Below are 15,548 nucleotides of genomic sequence, written 5' to 3'. Positions count from 1 at the left end.
AATGAACTGGGATTTCGCACTAATTTTATTTGTGTTGCTGGTGATTACCGGTGTGGTTTGGGCAACCGACTACTTTTACCTTCGTGCCCGCCGTCGGCGTCGTGCCGAAGCCGAAATGGCGGTATACGATGCGGCCCCCACAGGAGTGGGCTCGATCGAGGCGGCCCGTTTGCGTCAGGCGGCTTACGACAAGGCGCACCGGGTGCCCTGGTTTATAGAATATTGCGTCAGCTTTTTCCCGGTTATTCTGTTCGTGTTTGTACTGCGCTCCTTCATCGTCGAGCCGTTTCGCATCCCCTCCGGGTCGATGCTCCCGACGCTGCAAAACGGCGATCTCATTCTGGTCAACAAGTACGAATACGGCATTCGCCTGCCTGTCGTCGACAAAAAGGTCGTCGAGCTGGGGTCTCCCCAGCGCGGTGACGTCGTTGTTTTCCGGTATCCGGTAGACCCGAACATCGATTACATCAAACGTGTGGTGGGCTTGCCCGGTGATGAGGTGGTCTACCAGAACAAAACCTTGTTCATCAACGGGCAAGAAGTACCGTTGGTCCGTGATGGCGACTACTACGAGCCTGATCGTTCGGCCTATATCAGCCAGTTCATCGAAAAACTGGGTGCCAAAGACCATAAAATCTTGTTAAATAAAAGGGCATACCAAGATTTGTCCGCCATTTCCGACTACCCCTATCGCGACCAGTGCGGGTATTTTCCGGGTGGCATGCGCTGTGTGGTTCCCGAAGGGCATTACTTCATGATGGGGGATAACCGTGACAACAGTCTCGACAGCCGCTACTGGGGGTTTGTACCCGACGAGAACATCGTGGGCCGAGCCTTCTTTATCTGGATGAATTTCGGCGATCTAGCTCGCATTGGCCGGTTTAACTGATGACATCTCTGGCTAACCTCGAATCGGCGCTGGGTTATCGTTTCAACGACCAGGCGTTTCTCGATCAGGCGCTGACGCATCGCAGCCATAATGCGCGCCACAACGAGCGCTTCGAATTCCTGGGTGATTCGGTGCTCAACTTTGTGGTGGCGGCCTTGCTTTTCGATCGCTTCCCCAAAGTCGACGAAGGCGACTTATCACGTTTACGCGCCAATTTGGTTAAGCAGTCGTCCCTGGCCGAAATCGCTCAATCACTGCATTTATCCAATTTCTTGCGCTTGGGCGAGGGCGAGTTAAAAAGTGGCGGGTTTCGCCGGCCGTCGATTCTGGCTGATGCACTCGAGGCGATTTTTGGCGCGGTGTTTCTGGATGGCGGGTTTGACGCCGCACAATCAGTGATATCGCGGCTTTACACCCCTTTGTTGGCCAAGGTTGACCCCAAAACACTGGGGAAAGACCCCAAAACTTTGCTACAAGAGCTGTTGCAAGGGCGCAAGCTCGACCTGCCGCAATATACCGTTGTGGCCACGCGCGGTGCGGCACACAGTCAAATGTTCGACGTCGAATGCGCCGTCCCCAAGCTCGACCTGAAGGTTTCAGCTTCGGGCACCAGCCGTCGAGCTGCTGAACAGTTGGCCGCTACCGAAATCATCGCGCTTATCCAAGCCATGGGGCCGGCCAAGGGCGGTAGTCGACGCGCTCGTAAAAATACACAATTGTCGTTGCCCGTTGCCGTACCACAGGAAAATAAATGAGCACTCCCTTTCGTTGCGGCTTCGTCGCTATTGTCGGTCGCCCGAATGTCGGTAAGTCGACGCTGGCCAATGCCCTGATCGGCAGCAAAATTTCCATTGTCTCGCGTAAGGCGCAAACTACGCGTCACCGCATTAACGGTGTGCTAACGCGCGAACAAGAGCAGTTCGTTTTCGTCGACACGCCCGGCTTTCAGACGCGTCATGGCGGCGCCATGAACCGGATGATGAATCGTGTGGTTACCCAGGCGCTGGCCGACGTTGACGTCGTATTGCACGTCGTCGAAGCGGGTAAGTGGTCCGAGGGTGATGCGCAGCTTCTTCCCTTGTTGCCCAAGGGCAATAAAACGATTCTGGTCATCAGCAAAGTAGACAGCCTCAAAGACAAAAACGCGATGTTTGCGTTCGTCAGTCGTCTGACTGCGTTGTTCCCTTATGCGGCGGTGGTGCCGGTCAGCGCGGTAAAGTCCGTTCAGCTCGACACCTTGCTCGATGAGATCGCTACGCGTTTGCCCGAGGGCGAACCCATGTTCGAAGCCGACGCCCTGACCGATCGGCCAGTGCGCTTCATTGCAGCCGAACTGATTCGCGAAAAGATATTCCGCCTGGTGGGTGACGAACTGCCTTACGGTTGTACTGTCGTCATCGAGCAATGGGAAGAAGAGGGCCGCTCGGTCAAGGTGGCGGCCTGTATCGTCATCGAGCGCGAAAGTCATCGTCCTATCTTGCTGGGTGCAGGCGGCATGCACATGAAGCGCATCGCAACCGAGGCCCGTCAAGACATCGAAAAGCTGCTCGATAAGCCCGTGTTCCTCGAAATCTACATCAAAGTGCGAAAGGGCTGGTCTGATCGCGAAGCCGCTCTGCGCGACCTGGGGTATGAGTAAGCGAAGTACGCGGGTCAACGAGACCGTTGCGTATTTATTGCACGCCGCACCGTGGCGTGAAACGTCTTTATTAATCCAGGTTTTTTCGCGAGACCATGGTCAAGTTGCCCTGGTGGCAAAGGGTGCGAAACGACCTTATTCGACATTGCGTTCCGTATTGACGGGGTTCCAGCCGCTGTTGCTCTCCTGGACGGGCGCTGGCGAGGTTAAAACACTGACGCGGGCCGAGACGCTGGGTATCAGGCCGTTGGCCGGTCGCGCCTTCATGTCTGCCTGGTACTTGAACGAATTGGTGCTTAGGCTGTTGCCACGCGAAGACCCTCATCCGATGCTTTACGATGCCTACGATGCTGCGCTGATTCAGTTGGCCGCCGGTGGCGGCGCAGCTGCCGCTTTGCGTCGGTTCGAATGGGTGCTGTTGCAAGAAACGGGTTATGGCCTGGATGAATCTCCTCCCGATTTCAACGACCCGGCGCTCGAGCCCGAGCTGCGCAAAAGTCTGCGAGAACGGCTGGATGAATTGCTGTCAGGCAGGCCATTGCGCACGCGAAAAGTACTGATGGAGCTGCAGCGACTGTGAGTCTTTCAGTTTCAAATGTGTCGCCCGCTATGGCCAAGCCTTTGCCTGACATTATTGTCATTGATACCTGCGTACTCATTTCCAACGTCGTGCGTCGTATGCTGCTCCGTTTGGTTGACAGTGGATTGTTTCGACCCGCGTGGAGTCCGGTTATTGGGGACGAGTGGTGCCGTAATGCGGCGCGTTTGTGGGAAGCCAGCCTCGAAGATATTCAGGCGCAGTGGGGCGACTTGCAAGTGGCGTATCCCGATGCCGATCAGGGTGACGTCAGCGAGTTTAAAGAGGGGTTAAAGCGTAGTGACCCTAAAGACTGGCATGTTGTGGCGGCAGCCCGTAAAGTGCGTGAGCGTACCGGCCCTGTCAATATCGCCGTCGTGACGCGTAATATCAAAGACTTTAACCGGGCCGAACTGAGGGGGTTTGGGTTGACATTGCTCGACCCAGATGAGCTGTTGACTCGATGCTGGCAGCAAAACGCCGACGCTGTGGCGTCGGCGTTGCGGAAAATAGAAGGTGACTTCGAGGCGGTGGGCCGGGTGTCCGGCCCGATTGACGAAGTGCTTAAGCGTGAACGCTTGTTTCGGCTAAGACGGTTACTCGCGATCGCCGCCGACAATGCCCAACAGCATGAGCAAGTTGGCGAAAATGTTATACAAGTCTAGGTAGACCGCCAGCGTGGCTGAAATGTAGTTGGTTTCGCCGCCACGAATGATGCGTTGCAGGTCGACCAGCAGCAAGACCGAGAACAGCCCGATTGCCATGACTGAAATGGTAAGAACCAGCGCTGGCAACTGCAAAAAGATGTTGGCCAGCGAGGCAACCAGCAGCACGACGACACCAATGAACAAGAACTTTTGCAGGTGGGAAAAGTCGCGTTTGGTGGTGCTGGCCACCGAGGCCATGGCGCCGAATACAACGGCAGTACCGCCAAACGCCAGCATAATGAGCTGTGCGCCATTGCCCATGCCTAATACAAAGCCGATAAGGCGCGACAGCATGATGCCCATGAAGAATGTAAAGGCCAGCAACAGGGCAACGCCCATGCTGTTGTTCTTGTTGCGTTCGATAAGGAACATGAGCCCGAATGCGCCTACCAGGAACAAGATGGCGCTCATGCCGGGGCTGGCCGCCATGACGCTGTTGATGCCGGTAGTCAGGCCAACGAATGCACCCAGTACGGTGGGGATTAATGACAGCGCGAGCAGCCAGTAGGTATTGCGCAACACGCGATTACGCACAACCTCGGCGGCTGCGCCGTATTGCTGCTCGGCGTATGAGGGTTGACGAAAGTCGCTCATGGTTGATCCTTTAAGGTAAACAGATAAAACAATTACAGCCCTTAGATTACTGACATACAGCTGAATAATCAAGCGGTAGGGCAGGGTCTTCAGGTCATTATGACTATGGGCGCGATGACTTTGCGCGGTGTGTGCAAATCAGGATGCCGGCACGGTGTTGGACACGTCGTGGGCAAAAAGTTCGTGCCCCTCTTGCTTGTAGGCGCGCCAGCGCTGGCGCGCTGCGGCGACCTCGGCGGGTTTGTTGTCGATGACTTCGAGAATGCGCGGGAAGTGGCTGGCCGTGGGTGGGATATCGGCGTCGAGATTGATTAGCCAGACGGGTGCTTGCGCATGCCGGGCGTGCATGTCGGGCATGGGAGCAGCTGTTGTAAAAATGACCGCTGTTTGCGGCGCGAGTGGGTCAGCCGCATCGACATGGGGTATGAAGGCATCGGGCTCGAATGACCATAGCAGGCGGTCGAATCGGCCCATAAGTTGGTTGTTTTGCGTATAAACCACCAACGGCCGACCGGCCGCATAGTGCTTGCGCACGACCTCGCAGGCCATGCGCAAGCGGTCGGGAGCGCCAAAGGCGAAGTCGACCCTGGACATCGTGGTCATCAAGCCTGGTTTAGCAGGAACTGGACCAGCAGAGGGACGGGGCGGCCTGAAGCGCCTTTGTCTTTACCACTGCGCCATGCTGTGCCGGCGATGTCGAGGTGAGCCCACTTGTAGGCCTTGGCAAAGCGCGACAAGAAGCAGGCAGCCGTTACAGAACCGGCCGGCATGCCGCCGATGTTGGCCATATCGGCGAAATTGGACCGCAGCTGCTCTTGGTAGGCGTCGTCGAGCGGCATGCGCCATGCGGGGTCGCCCGATTGCTTGCCGGCCGCAAGCAACTGGTCGGCCAAGGCGTCGTCGGCCGAAAACAAGCCGGTATTGACGTGACCCAAGGCGACGACGCACGCGCCGGTAAGGGTCGCGATATCAACGACGGCGGCGGGCTTGAAGCGCTCGGCGTAGGTCAGGGCATCGCACAAGATGAGACGGCCTTCGGCATCGGTGTTAAGAATTTCGATGGTTTGACCCGACATGCTGGTGACGACGTCGCCTGGCTTGTTGGCGCGCCCGCTGGGCAGGTTCTCGCATGCGGGAATAAGGCCGATAACTGGCTGGCTAATGCCCAGTTCGGCCACCGCTTGCATCGTGCCGACAACGCTTGCAGCACCGCACATGTCGTATTTCATTTCGTCCATGTTGGCGCCGGGCTTGATGGAAATACCACCGGAGTCAAAGGTGATACCCTTGCCAACCAGGACAACCGGCGCTTTGGCCTTGGCGCGCGCTGCTTTTGCGGCTGCCGCTGGGGTGTACTTGATCACAATAAATACCGGGGGCTCGTCAGAGCCTTTGGCGACCGACAGGAACGAGCCCATGCCCAGTTCTTGTAGCTGTTTCAGCCCGAGAACCTCGACCTTAAGCGTCTTATGGGTCTTGGCCAGTTTTTTGGCGGTGTTGCCCAGATAGGTTGGCGTGCAGATATTGCCGGGCAAGTCGCCCAGTGTGCGTGCCAGTTGCATGCCATTGGCCATAGCGCGGCCAGACTGCAGGCCGGCATTGGCCTCGTCGGCTTCGGCACGGGTGACCCAGGTACTGATTTTTTTAAGTTTGGGTGCGGTTTTTTTAGAGGCTTTGCCCAGCGTGGCGTCGTACTGATAAGTGGCCTGGCCAACAGCAACGGCCAATGCCTGCGTACGCTGTTGCAATGTGCTGTCTTTGCAATCGGTGCGGGCTAGTGTCGATACGCCCTCGGTAAGCTGCGCCTGAACGCAGTATTTGGCGAAGGATTGTTCGGCGGCGGCGTGAGTTTTGGCGTTGTAGGCCTCTTGTTTGCCTAACCCGATTAAAATAACGCGTTGAGCACTGATGCCTGCCAGGTTTCGCAGCACTAACTGCGTGCCAGCGGTGCCCGGGAACTCGGCCTTCACAGCGTCTCGGACAGCGCCGTTGCTGGCGTCGTCGATAATTTTGGCAGCGGCAGTAAGTTGTCCTTCGGCAAATACGCCAACGGCCAAGGCTGCAGTTTTCAGGGTATGAAGTGTTGTTGTGGTATTGGTACTGAATTCCATGGTGGTCTCGGTTAATGTCAGTAAAGTGCTACTGATTATCTCCCATTTTTCTTTATGTCTCTATTCAAACGCTCGGTAGTTTCCGAAATTCTCAGTCACGCAGGGGTTGTGTTCTCTACATTGCTTGTCGTGTGGCTCAGCGTGCTGCTGGTGCGTTTGCTGGGCGAAGCGGCTAACGGCAGTATTGGGGCCGATGTCGTTTTCGGTCTTGCCACGTTTTCAAGTATTACGGCATTGCCAGTCATTTTATCGGTGTCGTTGTTCATCGCAGTCTTGACGACAGTCACCCGAAATTTTCGCGAATCTGAAATGGTGGTGTGGTTTGCCAGCGGGCTGTCGCTTAAAGACTGGGTGGGGCCGGTTATGCGCTGCGCCGTTCCGGCTGCGCTTATCATTGCGTTTCTTACCCTGTTTGCCTCGCCCTGGGCTTATCGGCAAATTGCCGAGTACCGTCAACGTTACGAACAACGGTCCGACTTGTCCAAAGTCTCGGCCGGCCAGTTCATCGAAACGCAGGGCGGTGCACGGGTATTTTTTGCCGAAGACCCCGTCAACGAAGGCGACGAACTGGGCAAGGTGGTTGCCCGTGTGATCGACGATCAATGGCTTAGTGTCGTTACCGCCAATAGCGCACGTGTCGAGACACAGGCTAATGGCGATCGCTTTCTGGTACTTACTGAAGGTCATCGCTACGATTTGAAGCCAGGGCAGCCCGAATTCCGTCTGCTCGACTTCGAGCGCTATGGCTTTCGCCTCGAACGAAGCGCCGATGCGACAACGCCGGCAGCCATGCGTGAAATCGCCGAGCGGCAAATCAAAGCGCGGCCTACCGAGCAGCTATTGCGTGACAACACCGAGCATGCCAATTCGCAAATTATGTGGCGCCTGGCACTGCCGCTGGCGGCCCTCAACCTGGCGCTGTTGGCCATACCTCTTGGCGCGGTCAACCCGCGGCTGGGGCGTTCGGGCGATATTCTTATCGCCGGCCTGGTTGGCCTGCTTTATATGAATCTAATCAACCTGTCGCGTGGTTGGATCGGCAATGGACAGCTCCCTTTTTCTGTGGGTGTCTGGCTGGTTCATGCCGTATTTTTAGGCTTGATGGTGTTCATGATGTGGCGTAAGTTGCGTGTCAAGGCGCCCCGCAAAAGCTAACTGTTAGGTTATTGCTTATATCCAAAAGCTATTTTGTGTAGGGTCTTTATTACATATAATTGTGTCTCTATATCGGGACACATCATGAACCTACAGCAATTTCGTTTCGTTCGCGAAACCATTCGTCGCAATTTCAACCTGACCGAAGCCGCTCGCGCGCTGTTCACGTCGCAACCGGGCGTGTCCAAGTCAATTATCGAATTCGAAGATGAGCTGGGGATCAAGATTTTCGAGCGTCACGGTAAGCGCATCAAGGGTTTGACCAAGCCCGGCACGGCGGTGGCCCAAGTGATCGAGCGCATCATGCGCGAAGTCGACAATCTTAAAAAAGTCAGCGACGAATTCGCCCAGCGTGATGAAGGCGGGCTGGTCATAGGTTGCACGCACGCACAGGCGCGATACCTACTGCCTAAGGTCATTCCGGGCTTTCGTGAGCGGTTTCCCAAAGTTCGTGTGTCGTTAGCCGAAGGTAACCCTCCGACATTGGCGCGTATGGTCCTGCACGAGCAAGCCGACCTGGCCATCGCGACCGAGTCTTTGGCACATACCCCCGGCTTGGCGGCGTTGCCTGTTTACGCCTGGGAACACGTCCTGGTACTGAAGCCCGAACATCCGTTGGCCGAGCTTACGTCCAGTCAGGCCCGTGAGCTGTCGTTAGCGCATTTGGCGCAGTATCCGCTGGTAACTTACGATCGCCAGTTTTCTGGCCGCCGCGCCATCGACGAGGCTTTCGCCAATGCCGGCATTACGCCCGATATCGTGCTCGAAGCGATTGATGCCGATGTGATCAAAACCTATGTCGACGTCGGGCTAGGTGTTGGCATTATTGCCGGTATGGCTTTTGATCCCCGCCGCGACAAGGGGCTGGTTGGTATTCCGGTGGGGCACTTGTTTGGCGAGCACGTCACGCGTGTTGCCATCAAGTCGGGTATTTTCCTGCGCGATTATGTTTACGTGTTTTTGCAGATGCTGTCCGAGAGCCTGACGCGAGACGTTGTCCAGGAAGCGATTGATCGGGAGTCGAACATTGACGCCTAAAAAATCAAATGGGAATTATTCTCATTGACATATTAAATGATAATGATTATCGTTAAGTGGTTCAACGTTATCCGCGAGAGGAAATCATGTCAGGATCTGTTAATGCTGTTGTTGTGGGGGCCGACCGGCTGGGAAATATCCCCGACCTGCTGAAAGGGCACAACATAGCCATCATGCAGCACATCAGCGGCCGTCACAGCGCGCATCAAAAGAAAACACCTCAGCTCCCTTCGGGCACCCAGTTATTAATACTTTTAACTGATTTTCTGGGTCATAACGTTATGAAAACGTTTCGTGCCGCAGCGCAACGCGCCGGCATCAGGGTGGTGGCTTGTCGTCGCTCGGTATGCTGCATGAAGCAGGCCCTGAGCCAGTGCGGGTACTGCGAGGCGTGCCCGGCGCGCAAATCCTGAAGCGGATTTGCTATTTATTCAGGGTGAGGGCGGTGGTTGCGTCGTCGAGTTGGCCTGGGTCGAGGCGACGCGCGCCGTTATAGCGCTTCTTCCAGTAAGCCATGTCCATGTTTTCGATGCGCACTACCGAACCGGCGCGAGGCGCATGAACAAACTGCCGGTTGCCCAGGTAAATACCTACATGTGAAAAACGGTGGCCGAGTGTATTGAAGAACACCAGGTCACCTTTTTTGAGTTCGGACTTGTTCACGGCCGTGCCCAAGCGCGCAATTTCGGCCGAGCGGCGAGGCAATTTAAGGCCTAATGATTTTTCGGCCGCATAAATAACCAGCCCGCTGCAGTCGAACCCTGTGCTTGGTGCGTCGCCGCCAAAAGAATACTTAACGCCTAGATGCTGCAGTGCAGTTGACGCCATGGCCCGTGGGCCTGTGGCAGGCTGGTCGTAGCCCAGGTTGCTGCCGCGGCTAAGGCCGTAGTCGTTTTGCGCCAGGTAGGCGCCAAGCGGGTCGGAGGTGGCTTGCGCCTGGTAAGCGTCGCGAAGCGATGTGCCGGCGCTTTGCTGGCCTGTGGTGGCGCAACCAGACAACAGCCCGACCACGAGGGCGGCGCATAAAGCCCCACCGAATCGGCGGGGCAAAATTGAGTTAAAGATACGATGTGCGGGTGTAATCGATAGTGATGTCATGGGCTAGAACGGGCCGCGGATGCCCGGACATTTTTTCGCGTGCCCGAGTTTAACTAATCTGCTCGATCAGGTAAAGTCTGGGTTTTGTAACTTCCACGAGATTCAGAGTTAAATCATGAAAACAAAACCCGTTTTAAGCGCAGAAGACGTCAAAGCCATTTTGGCTGCTGCTGAAAAGCACGCCGCCGAAAACCAGTGGGCGGTGTCGATCGCCGTGGTGGACGATGGCGGGCACTTGCTGGGTTTGCTGCGGCTTGATAACGCCGCCCCTATTACTGCTCATATGGCACCCGCCAAAGCCAACGCGGCTGCGTTGGGGCGTCGCGAGTCAAAAGTGTACGAGGACATCATCAATCAGGGACGCATGTCGTTCCTGACCGCGCCAGTGCTCGAGGGCTTGCTTGAGGGTGGCGTGCCCATTATTGTTGACGGGCAAGTCGTCGGCGCCGTTGCAGCAGCAGGCGTCAAATCCAGCGACGATGCCGCTATTGCCCGTGCGGGTATTGCTGCCGTTACGGCATAAGCCGGCGCCGGTTTATGTCTGCACCAGACGCAGTCGGGTCCGTTCCGACACAGTCCCCTGCCCAGCGGGGGCTGTCTGGCGCGCTGGCCCCCGGGGTCAAGCGTCGCGAGTTCTGGAGCTGGGCTTTTTATGATTTTGCCAACTCCGGCTACACCACCGTTGTACTGACGACGGTATTCAATACTTATTTTGTCGGGGTGGTTGCCGCAGGTAAAGACTGGGGCACGCTGGCACTTACGTCGGCGTTGTCATTGTCTTACTTGCTGGTGATGTTCACGATGCCCGCACTGGGTACCTACGCCGATGCCCACCGCCGTAAGCGCAGGGTACTTTTTTTAAGTACGGCAGGTTGTGTGCTCGCGACGTGTTTGCTTGCGGGTATTGGGCCAGGCATGGTGCTGGTAGGGCTGCTGGTGCTGGCCGTTTCAAACTATTGTTATTGCGTGGGCGAATCGGTTATTGCCGCGTTTTTGCCCGAGATCGCACGCCCGGGCAGTCTGGGAAGGGTGTCGGGCTGGGGCTGGGGTTTTGGCTATTTTGGCGGCATGCTGGCGCTGGGGTTGTCATTGCTGCTGGTGTCAGTGCTGTCCGGCAAGGGTTACGACGCGCCTGTCTATGTGCCCTGGGTAATGCTCCTGACGGCCGTGTTGTTTGGCCTGTCTGCCATTCCCTCATTTGTCTTTTTACAAGAGCGTTCGGTGCCCAGTCGTCGGCGGCGCGTATCGCCGTTGCGTCATCTGGTGGGCGCCTGGCACGAAGTCAGTCATTTTTTCCCCGATTTTCGCCTGTTGCTGTTGTGTGGTGCGTTCTACCAGGCGGGTATTGCGGTGGTCATTACCTTGGCTGCGGTCTACGCCACCGAGGCTATGGGCTTTGGCATGGCACAGACCATGGCGCTGGTTTTTGTCGTCAATATTGCGGCGGCTGCCGGGGCCCTATTGTTTGGTCACTTTCAAGACCGGGTCGGCCATAAACCTGCGTTGGCCATTACGCTCGTGGGCTGGATGGTTATGGTTGTTGTGGCTTATCTGGCCGTCGATGTCCGGGTGTTCTGGGTAGCCGCAGTGCTTGCCGGCTTGTGCATGGGCACCAGTCAAAGCGCAGGCCGGGCCATGGTCGGGGCGCTTGCGCCTTCTGGTCGTCTGGCAGAGTTCTATGCATTATGGACGTTTGCCATTCAGCTGGCGGCTGTTGTCGGTCCGTTCAGTTATGGGCTGGTTACCTGGTTAACCAGTGGCAATCATCGTCAGGCTCTGCTGTTTACGGGTTTGTTTTTTATCGTCGGTTTTGTCATATTAATGCGCATCAATTTTGCGCGCGGCGTTCAGGTGAGCGATACTTATCGTGAATTGGGTTATCCAGACGAACAAGAAGGAGTCAACCATCGTGTCCACACAAATTAAGTCAGTGCTGGTAGAAAACCGGGTGTTTCCCGCCTTTCCCGAGCTTGTCAAAACGGCAAATATTGCCGGGATGGAGGCCTACAAAGCGCTTGTCGCCGAGGCGCAAGCTTCCCCCGAGGGTTTCTGGGGGCGGTTGGCCAAAGAAAACTTGAACTGGACAACGCCCTTTACGCAAGTGCTCGACGAATCGAACCCACCGTTTTACAAATGGTTTGGCGATGGCGAGCTTAACGTCTCCGAGAACTGCCTCGACCGTCATTTGGGTACGCCGGTCGAGCACAAAACCGCCATTATTTTTGAAGCCGATAACGGCGATGTCACGCAAGTCACCTATCGCGAACTCTACGATCGAGTGTGCGCGTTCGCTAACGGCCTGAAGGCGCTGGGGTACAAAAAGGGCGATCGCGCCATTATTTATCTGCCCATGTCCGTCGAAGCCGTTGTCGCCATGCATGCCTGCGTGCGTCTGGGTATCACGCACTCGGTGGTGTTTGGCGGTTTTTCCTCCAAAAGCATCCACGAGCGTCTGGTCGATGTCGGCGCCTCGCTGGTCATTACCGCCGATGAACAAATGCGCGGTGGTAAGGCAATCACGCTTAAGCCTGCGGTCGACGAAGCTATTTCTATGGGGGGCTGCGAGGCGGTACGCCATGTGGTCGTGTACAAGCGTACAGGCGGCGCCGTTGACTGGGTAGAAGGGCGTGACCTCTGGATGCACGACGTTGCCAAAGGACAGTCGGCCGATTGCCCAGCCGTGCCGGTTAATGCCGAACATCCTTTGTTCATTCTTTATACCTCGGGCTCTACGGGCAAACCTAAAGGGGTGCAACACGCGTCGGCTGGTTATTTGCTATGGGCCATGCTCACGGTTAAGTGGGCATTCGATGCCAAGCCATCCGACGTCTACTGGTGTACGGCCGACGTGGGCTGGATTACGGGCCATACCTATATTGCCTATGGTCCGTTGGCCAATGGCCTGACGCAGGTCATGTTCGAAGGCGTGCCTACCTATCCCAATGCCGGGCGTTTCTGGGAAATGATCCAGCGCCATAACGTGACGGTGTTCTATACCGCGCCTACTGCTATTCGATCACTGACTAAAGCGTCCGAAGCCCAACCCGATGTTCACCCGCGCAAGTACGATCTCAGTTCATTGCGTCTTATTGGTTCGGTGGGCGAACCCATCAACCCCGAAGCCTGGATGTGGTATTTCAAAGAAGTGGGGGGCGAGCGTTGCCCGGTTCTGGATACCTGGTGGCAAACCGAAACTGGCGGCCATATGATTACGCCCTTGCCTGGCGTGACACCGCTCAAGCCCGGTTCGTGCACCTTGCCGCTGCCGGGTATCGAGGCTGCCATCGTCGACGAAGTTGGTGGCGATGTCGAAAATGGGACTGGCGGGTTCCTGGTGGTCAAGCGCCCATGGCCGGCCATGATCCGTAATATCTGGGGCGACCCTGAACGCTTTAAGAAAAGCTATTTCCCGCCCGAGCTCAAAGGGTACTACCTGGCGGGTGACGGTGCGCAGCGCGATGCCGATGGTTACTTCTGGATCATGGGCCGTGTCGACGACGTTCTGAACGTCTCTGGCCACCGCCTGGGTACTATGGAAGTCGAGTCGGCCCTGGTGTCGCACCCACTGGTGGCCGAGGCCGCTGTGGTTGGGCGCCCAGACGACACCACGGGCGAGGCCATTGTGGCGTTTGTCGTGCTTAAACGCGACTTGCCTGAAGGTGACGAAGCCGTGCAGGTGGCCAAACAACTGCGTGACTGGGTAGCCAAAGAGATCGGCCCGATAGCCAAACCCAAAGACATCCGTTTTGGTGAAAACCTGCCCAAAACACGTTCAGGCAAAATCATGCGCAGGTTGTTGCGTATTGTGGCCAAGGGCGAAGAGGTCACGCAAGACGTCTCGACGCTCGAAAACCCGGCAATTCTTTCCCAGTTGTCGAAGTCGGTGTAAAGGCGTTTGTGTCTTGTTATGCGGCCCATGGCGGCATAACAAGACCTCCGCACGTTGCAAAAACAAAAACCCGCAATTACTTAACCGACAAAAAATAAACCCCGCTGCAAAAAACAGCGGGGTTTATTTTTAGCCTGGGGGCAGCCTTTTATAAAGGCTGCCTTTTTATGGCGATATAAGGGCGCAGAAGCCCGGCGGTATTACATGCCGTTATAAACCGGCCCTTCGCCGCCTTGCGGGGTGACCCAAACAATATTTTGTGTGGGGTCTTTGATGTCGCAGGTTTTGCAATGAATACAGTTTTGCGCATTGATTTGCAGGCGATCGCTGCCCGCGTCGTCTTTAATGAACTCGTAGACGCCGGCAGGACAAAAGCGCGCCTCTGGGCCACCGTATTTGGCCAGATTGACTGACACCGGCACCGACGCGTCTTTCAATGTCAGGTGGACAGGTTCGTCTTCTTCGTGGTTGGTGTTTGAGATAAACACCGAGCTGAGACGATCGAATGTCAGCTTGCCATCGGGTTTGGGGTAGTCGATGCGAGCGCATTCGGCTGCAGGTTGCAGGAAGGCGTGATCCGGCTTGTTATTGCGCAGTGTCCAGGGCATTTTGCCTTTTAAAAGCAGCTGCTCTATGCCAGTCATGACGGTACCTACGGTACGGCCTTTTTTGAACCATTGTTTGAAGTTGCGGGCTTTGTTCAGTTCGTCGTGGAGCCAGGAGGCTTCGAATGCCGTCGTGTAGGCCGTGAGTTCGTCGTGGCTGCGGCCGGCCATAATGGCTTGTACTGCAGCTTCGGCCGCCAGTGCGCCGGTTTTGATGGCGGCGTGGCTGCCCTTGATGCGCGATGCATTAAGGAAGCCGGCCTCGCAGCCCACCATGGCACCGCCGGGGAACACGAACTTAGGCAGAGACAACAAGCCGCCCGCAGTCAGGGATCGCGCACCATAGGCGATACGCTTGCCGCCTTCAAAGATGGGGCGGATGGCCGGATGGGTTTTGTAGCGCTGGAATTCTTCGAAGGGCGACAGCCATGGGTTGGCGTAATCGAGCCCGACAACCAGACCCACGACAACAATGTTGTCTTTCAGGTGGTACAGGAATGAGCCGCCATAGGTGTCGGCGTCGAGGGGCCAGCCGGCCGTATGCATGACCAGACCGGGCCGGGATTGCGCCGGGTCGACTTCCCACATTTCTTTGATGCCGATGGCATAGCTTTGGCTGTTGCGGCCTTGATCGAGCTTGAAGCGTTCGATGAGCTGGCGACCCAGATGGCCGCGTGACCCTTCGGCAAACAGCGTGTAGCGAGCGTGAAGCTCCATGCCAGGCTGGTAATTCGGGGTGTGCGAGCCATCGCGCGCCACGCCCATGTCACCCGTGGCAACGCCTTTGATGGCACCGTCGTCGGTGTACAGGATCTCGGCGGCGGCAAACCCGGGGAAAATCTCGACGCCTAGAGCTTCGGCCTGTTCGCCCAGCCACTGGGTGACTTCGCCAAGACGCACAATGTAATTACCGTGGTTCTGGAAGCATTCGGGCAGCATCCATGCTGGCGTAGAGCGCGAACCGCTTTGGGTCAGGAACAAGAACTTGTCTTCGGTGACCGGGGTGTTCAGTGGCGCGCCTTTTTCTTTCCAGTCGGGGATCAGTTCAGTCAGGGCTTTGGGGTCCATGACGGCGCCGGACAGGATGTGGGCGCCGACTTCAGCGCCTTTTTCCAGTACACAGACACTGATCTCCTGGCCCTTTTCGGCGGCAAGCTGTTTGATACGTATTGCGGCAGACAGCCCGGCAGGGCCGGCGCCAACCACCACGACATCGTATTCCATCGATTCGCGTTCAGTCATGGAT

The 15,548-nt window shown here is 56.5% G+C and carries 16 protein-coding genes; 11 read left to right on the top strand and 5 right to left on the bottom strand.

The features are described 5' to 3' along the window. Position 1: 1 nt before the first annotated feature. Genes lepB through PuT2_RS00385 form a run of 5 tightly spaced genes read left to right on the top strand, consistent with a single transcriptional unit; the run spans position 2 to position 3,770 of the window. Positions 2-889, top strand: coding sequence for a signal peptidase I (gene lepB, locus PuT2_RS00405; RefSeq protein WP_093969060.1), 888 nt, complete (start codon positions 2-4; stop codon positions 887-889). After that, a complete protein-coding gene (rnc, locus tag PuT2_RS00400; protein ID WP_093969059.1) occupies positions 889-1,644 on the top strand; it encodes a ribonuclease III in 756 nt (251 codons plus the stop codon). Before lepB ends, rnc begins: the two co-directional genes overlap by 1 nt. Then, positions 1,641-2,528, top strand: coding sequence for a GTPase Era (gene era / locus PuT2_RS00395; RefSeq protein ID WP_093969058.1), 888 nt, complete (start codon positions 1,641-1,643; stop codon positions 2,526-2,528). The genes rnc and era overlap by 4 nt, the downstream gene beginning before the upstream one ends. After that, a complete protein-coding gene (gene recO / locus PuT2_RS00390; RefSeq protein ID WP_093969057.1) occupies positions 2,521-3,108 on the top strand; it encodes a DNA repair protein RecO in 588 nt (195 codons plus the stop codon). Before era ends, recO begins: the two co-directional genes overlap by 8 nt. Next, positions 3,105-3,770 (top strand): PIN domain-containing protein, encoded by a 666-nt coding sequence (locus PuT2_RS00385; RefSeq protein ID WP_254046906.1) that lies wholly within the window; start codon positions 3,105-3,107, stop codon positions 3,768-3,770. The genes recO and PuT2_RS00385 overlap by 4 nt, the downstream gene beginning before the upstream one ends. Here the strand turns inward: PuT2_RS00385 and PuT2_RS00380 are convergent. From PuT2_RS00380 to PuT2_RS00370, 3 genes are all read right to left on the bottom strand, one after another. Continuing rightward, positions 3,702-4,406: a Bax inhibitor-1/YccA family protein gene (locus PuT2_RS00380; RefSeq protein WP_093969055.1), complete on the bottom strand. Its 705-nt coding sequence runs from the start codon at positions 4,404-4,406 to the stop codon at positions 3,702-3,704. The two genes, PuT2_RS00385 and PuT2_RS00380, sit on opposite strands and share 69 nt — an antisense overlap. A gap of 138 nt (positions 4,407-4,544) precedes the next feature. After that, a complete protein-coding gene (locus tag PuT2_RS00375; RefSeq protein WP_093969551.1) occupies positions 4,545-5,000 on the bottom strand; it encodes a DNA polymerase III subunit chi in 456 nt (151 codons plus the stop codon). Between the two features lie 8 nt (positions 5,001-5,008). Then, the gene (locus PuT2_RS00370; protein ID WP_093969054.1) at positions 5,009-6,517 is read right to left on the bottom strand and encodes a leucyl aminopeptidase; all 1,509 of its coding nucleotides are present in this window, start codon (positions 6,515-6,517) and stop codon (positions 5,009-5,011) included. A gap of 54 nt (positions 6,518-6,571) precedes the next feature. On the opposite strand from PuT2_RS00370, the gene lptF reads away from it, so the two are divergent. The 3 genes from lptF (at position 6,572) to PuT2_RS00355 (ending at position 9,123) form a co-directional block, all read left to right on the top strand. Continuing rightward, positions 6,572-7,672 carry an LPS export ABC transporter permease LptF gene (gene lptF, locus PuT2_RS00365; RefSeq protein ID WP_093969053.1) on the top strand — a complete coding sequence of 367 codons (1,101 nt, stop codon included), beginning with the start codon at positions 6,572-6,574 and terminating at the stop codon, positions 7,670-7,672. An 84-nt stretch (positions 7,673-7,756) separates the two neighbouring features. Then, a complete protein-coding gene (locus PuT2_RS00360) occupies positions 7,757-8,710 on the top strand; it encodes a CysB family HTH-type transcriptional regulator (protein ID WP_093969052.1) in 954 nt (317 codons plus the stop codon). 86 nt (positions 8,711-8,796) lie between these two features. Then, positions 8,797-9,123, top strand: coding sequence for a DUF2325 domain-containing protein (locus PuT2_RS00355; RefSeq protein WP_093969051.1), 327 nt, complete (start codon positions 8,797-8,799; stop codon positions 9,121-9,123). Positions 9,124-9,133: 10 nt separating this feature from the next. On the opposite strand, the gene PuT2_RS00350 is transcribed toward PuT2_RS00355, so the two are convergent. Then, positions 9,134-9,808 (bottom strand): C40 family peptidase, encoded by a 675-nt coding sequence (locus PuT2_RS00350; protein ID WP_093969050.1) that lies wholly within the window; start codon positions 9,806-9,808, stop codon positions 9,134-9,136. A gap of 115 nt (positions 9,809-9,923) precedes the next feature. Here PuT2_RS00350 and PuT2_RS00345 point away from each other — a divergent pair, with 115 nt between their 5' ends. The 3 genes from PuT2_RS00345 to acs are packed head-to-tail and all read left to right on the top strand — an operon-like array spanning position 9,924 to position 13,697. Beyond that, positions 9,924-10,331 carry a heme-binding protein gene (locus PuT2_RS00345; RefSeq protein ID WP_093969049.1) on the top strand — a complete coding sequence of 136 codons (408 nt, stop codon included), beginning with the start codon at positions 9,924-9,926 and terminating at the stop codon, positions 10,329-10,331. Between the two features lie 14 nt (positions 10,332-10,345). Beyond that, positions 10,346-11,734 (top strand): MFS transporter, encoded by a 1,389-nt coding sequence (locus tag PuT2_RS00340; RefSeq protein WP_093969048.1) that lies wholly within the window; start codon positions 10,346-10,348, stop codon positions 11,732-11,734. Further along, on the top strand, positions 11,718-13,697 hold the full coding sequence (gene acs / locus PuT2_RS00335; protein ID WP_093969047.1) for an acetate--CoA ligase: 1,980 nt from the start codon (positions 11,718-11,720) through the stop codon (positions 13,695-13,697). The genes PuT2_RS00340 and acs overlap by 17 nt, the downstream gene beginning before the upstream one ends. 200 nt (positions 13,698-13,897) lie before the next feature. Here acs and PuT2_RS00330 read toward each other — a convergent pair whose 3' ends face one another. After that, entirely contained in the window at positions 13,898-15,544 is a 1,647-nt protein-coding gene (locus PuT2_RS00330) for an electron transfer flavoprotein-ubiquinone oxidoreductase (RefSeq protein ID WP_173862491.1), read from the bottom strand. Positions 15,545-15,548: the final 4 nt, after the last annotated feature.

It is taken from the genome of Pusillimonas sp. T2, assembly GCF_002236805.1.
Classification (GTDB): domain Bacteria; phylum Pseudomonadota; class Gammaproteobacteria; order Burkholderiales; family Burkholderiaceae_B; genus Neopusillimonas.
This window is presented reverse-complemented; position numbering and strand designations above follow the sequence as displayed.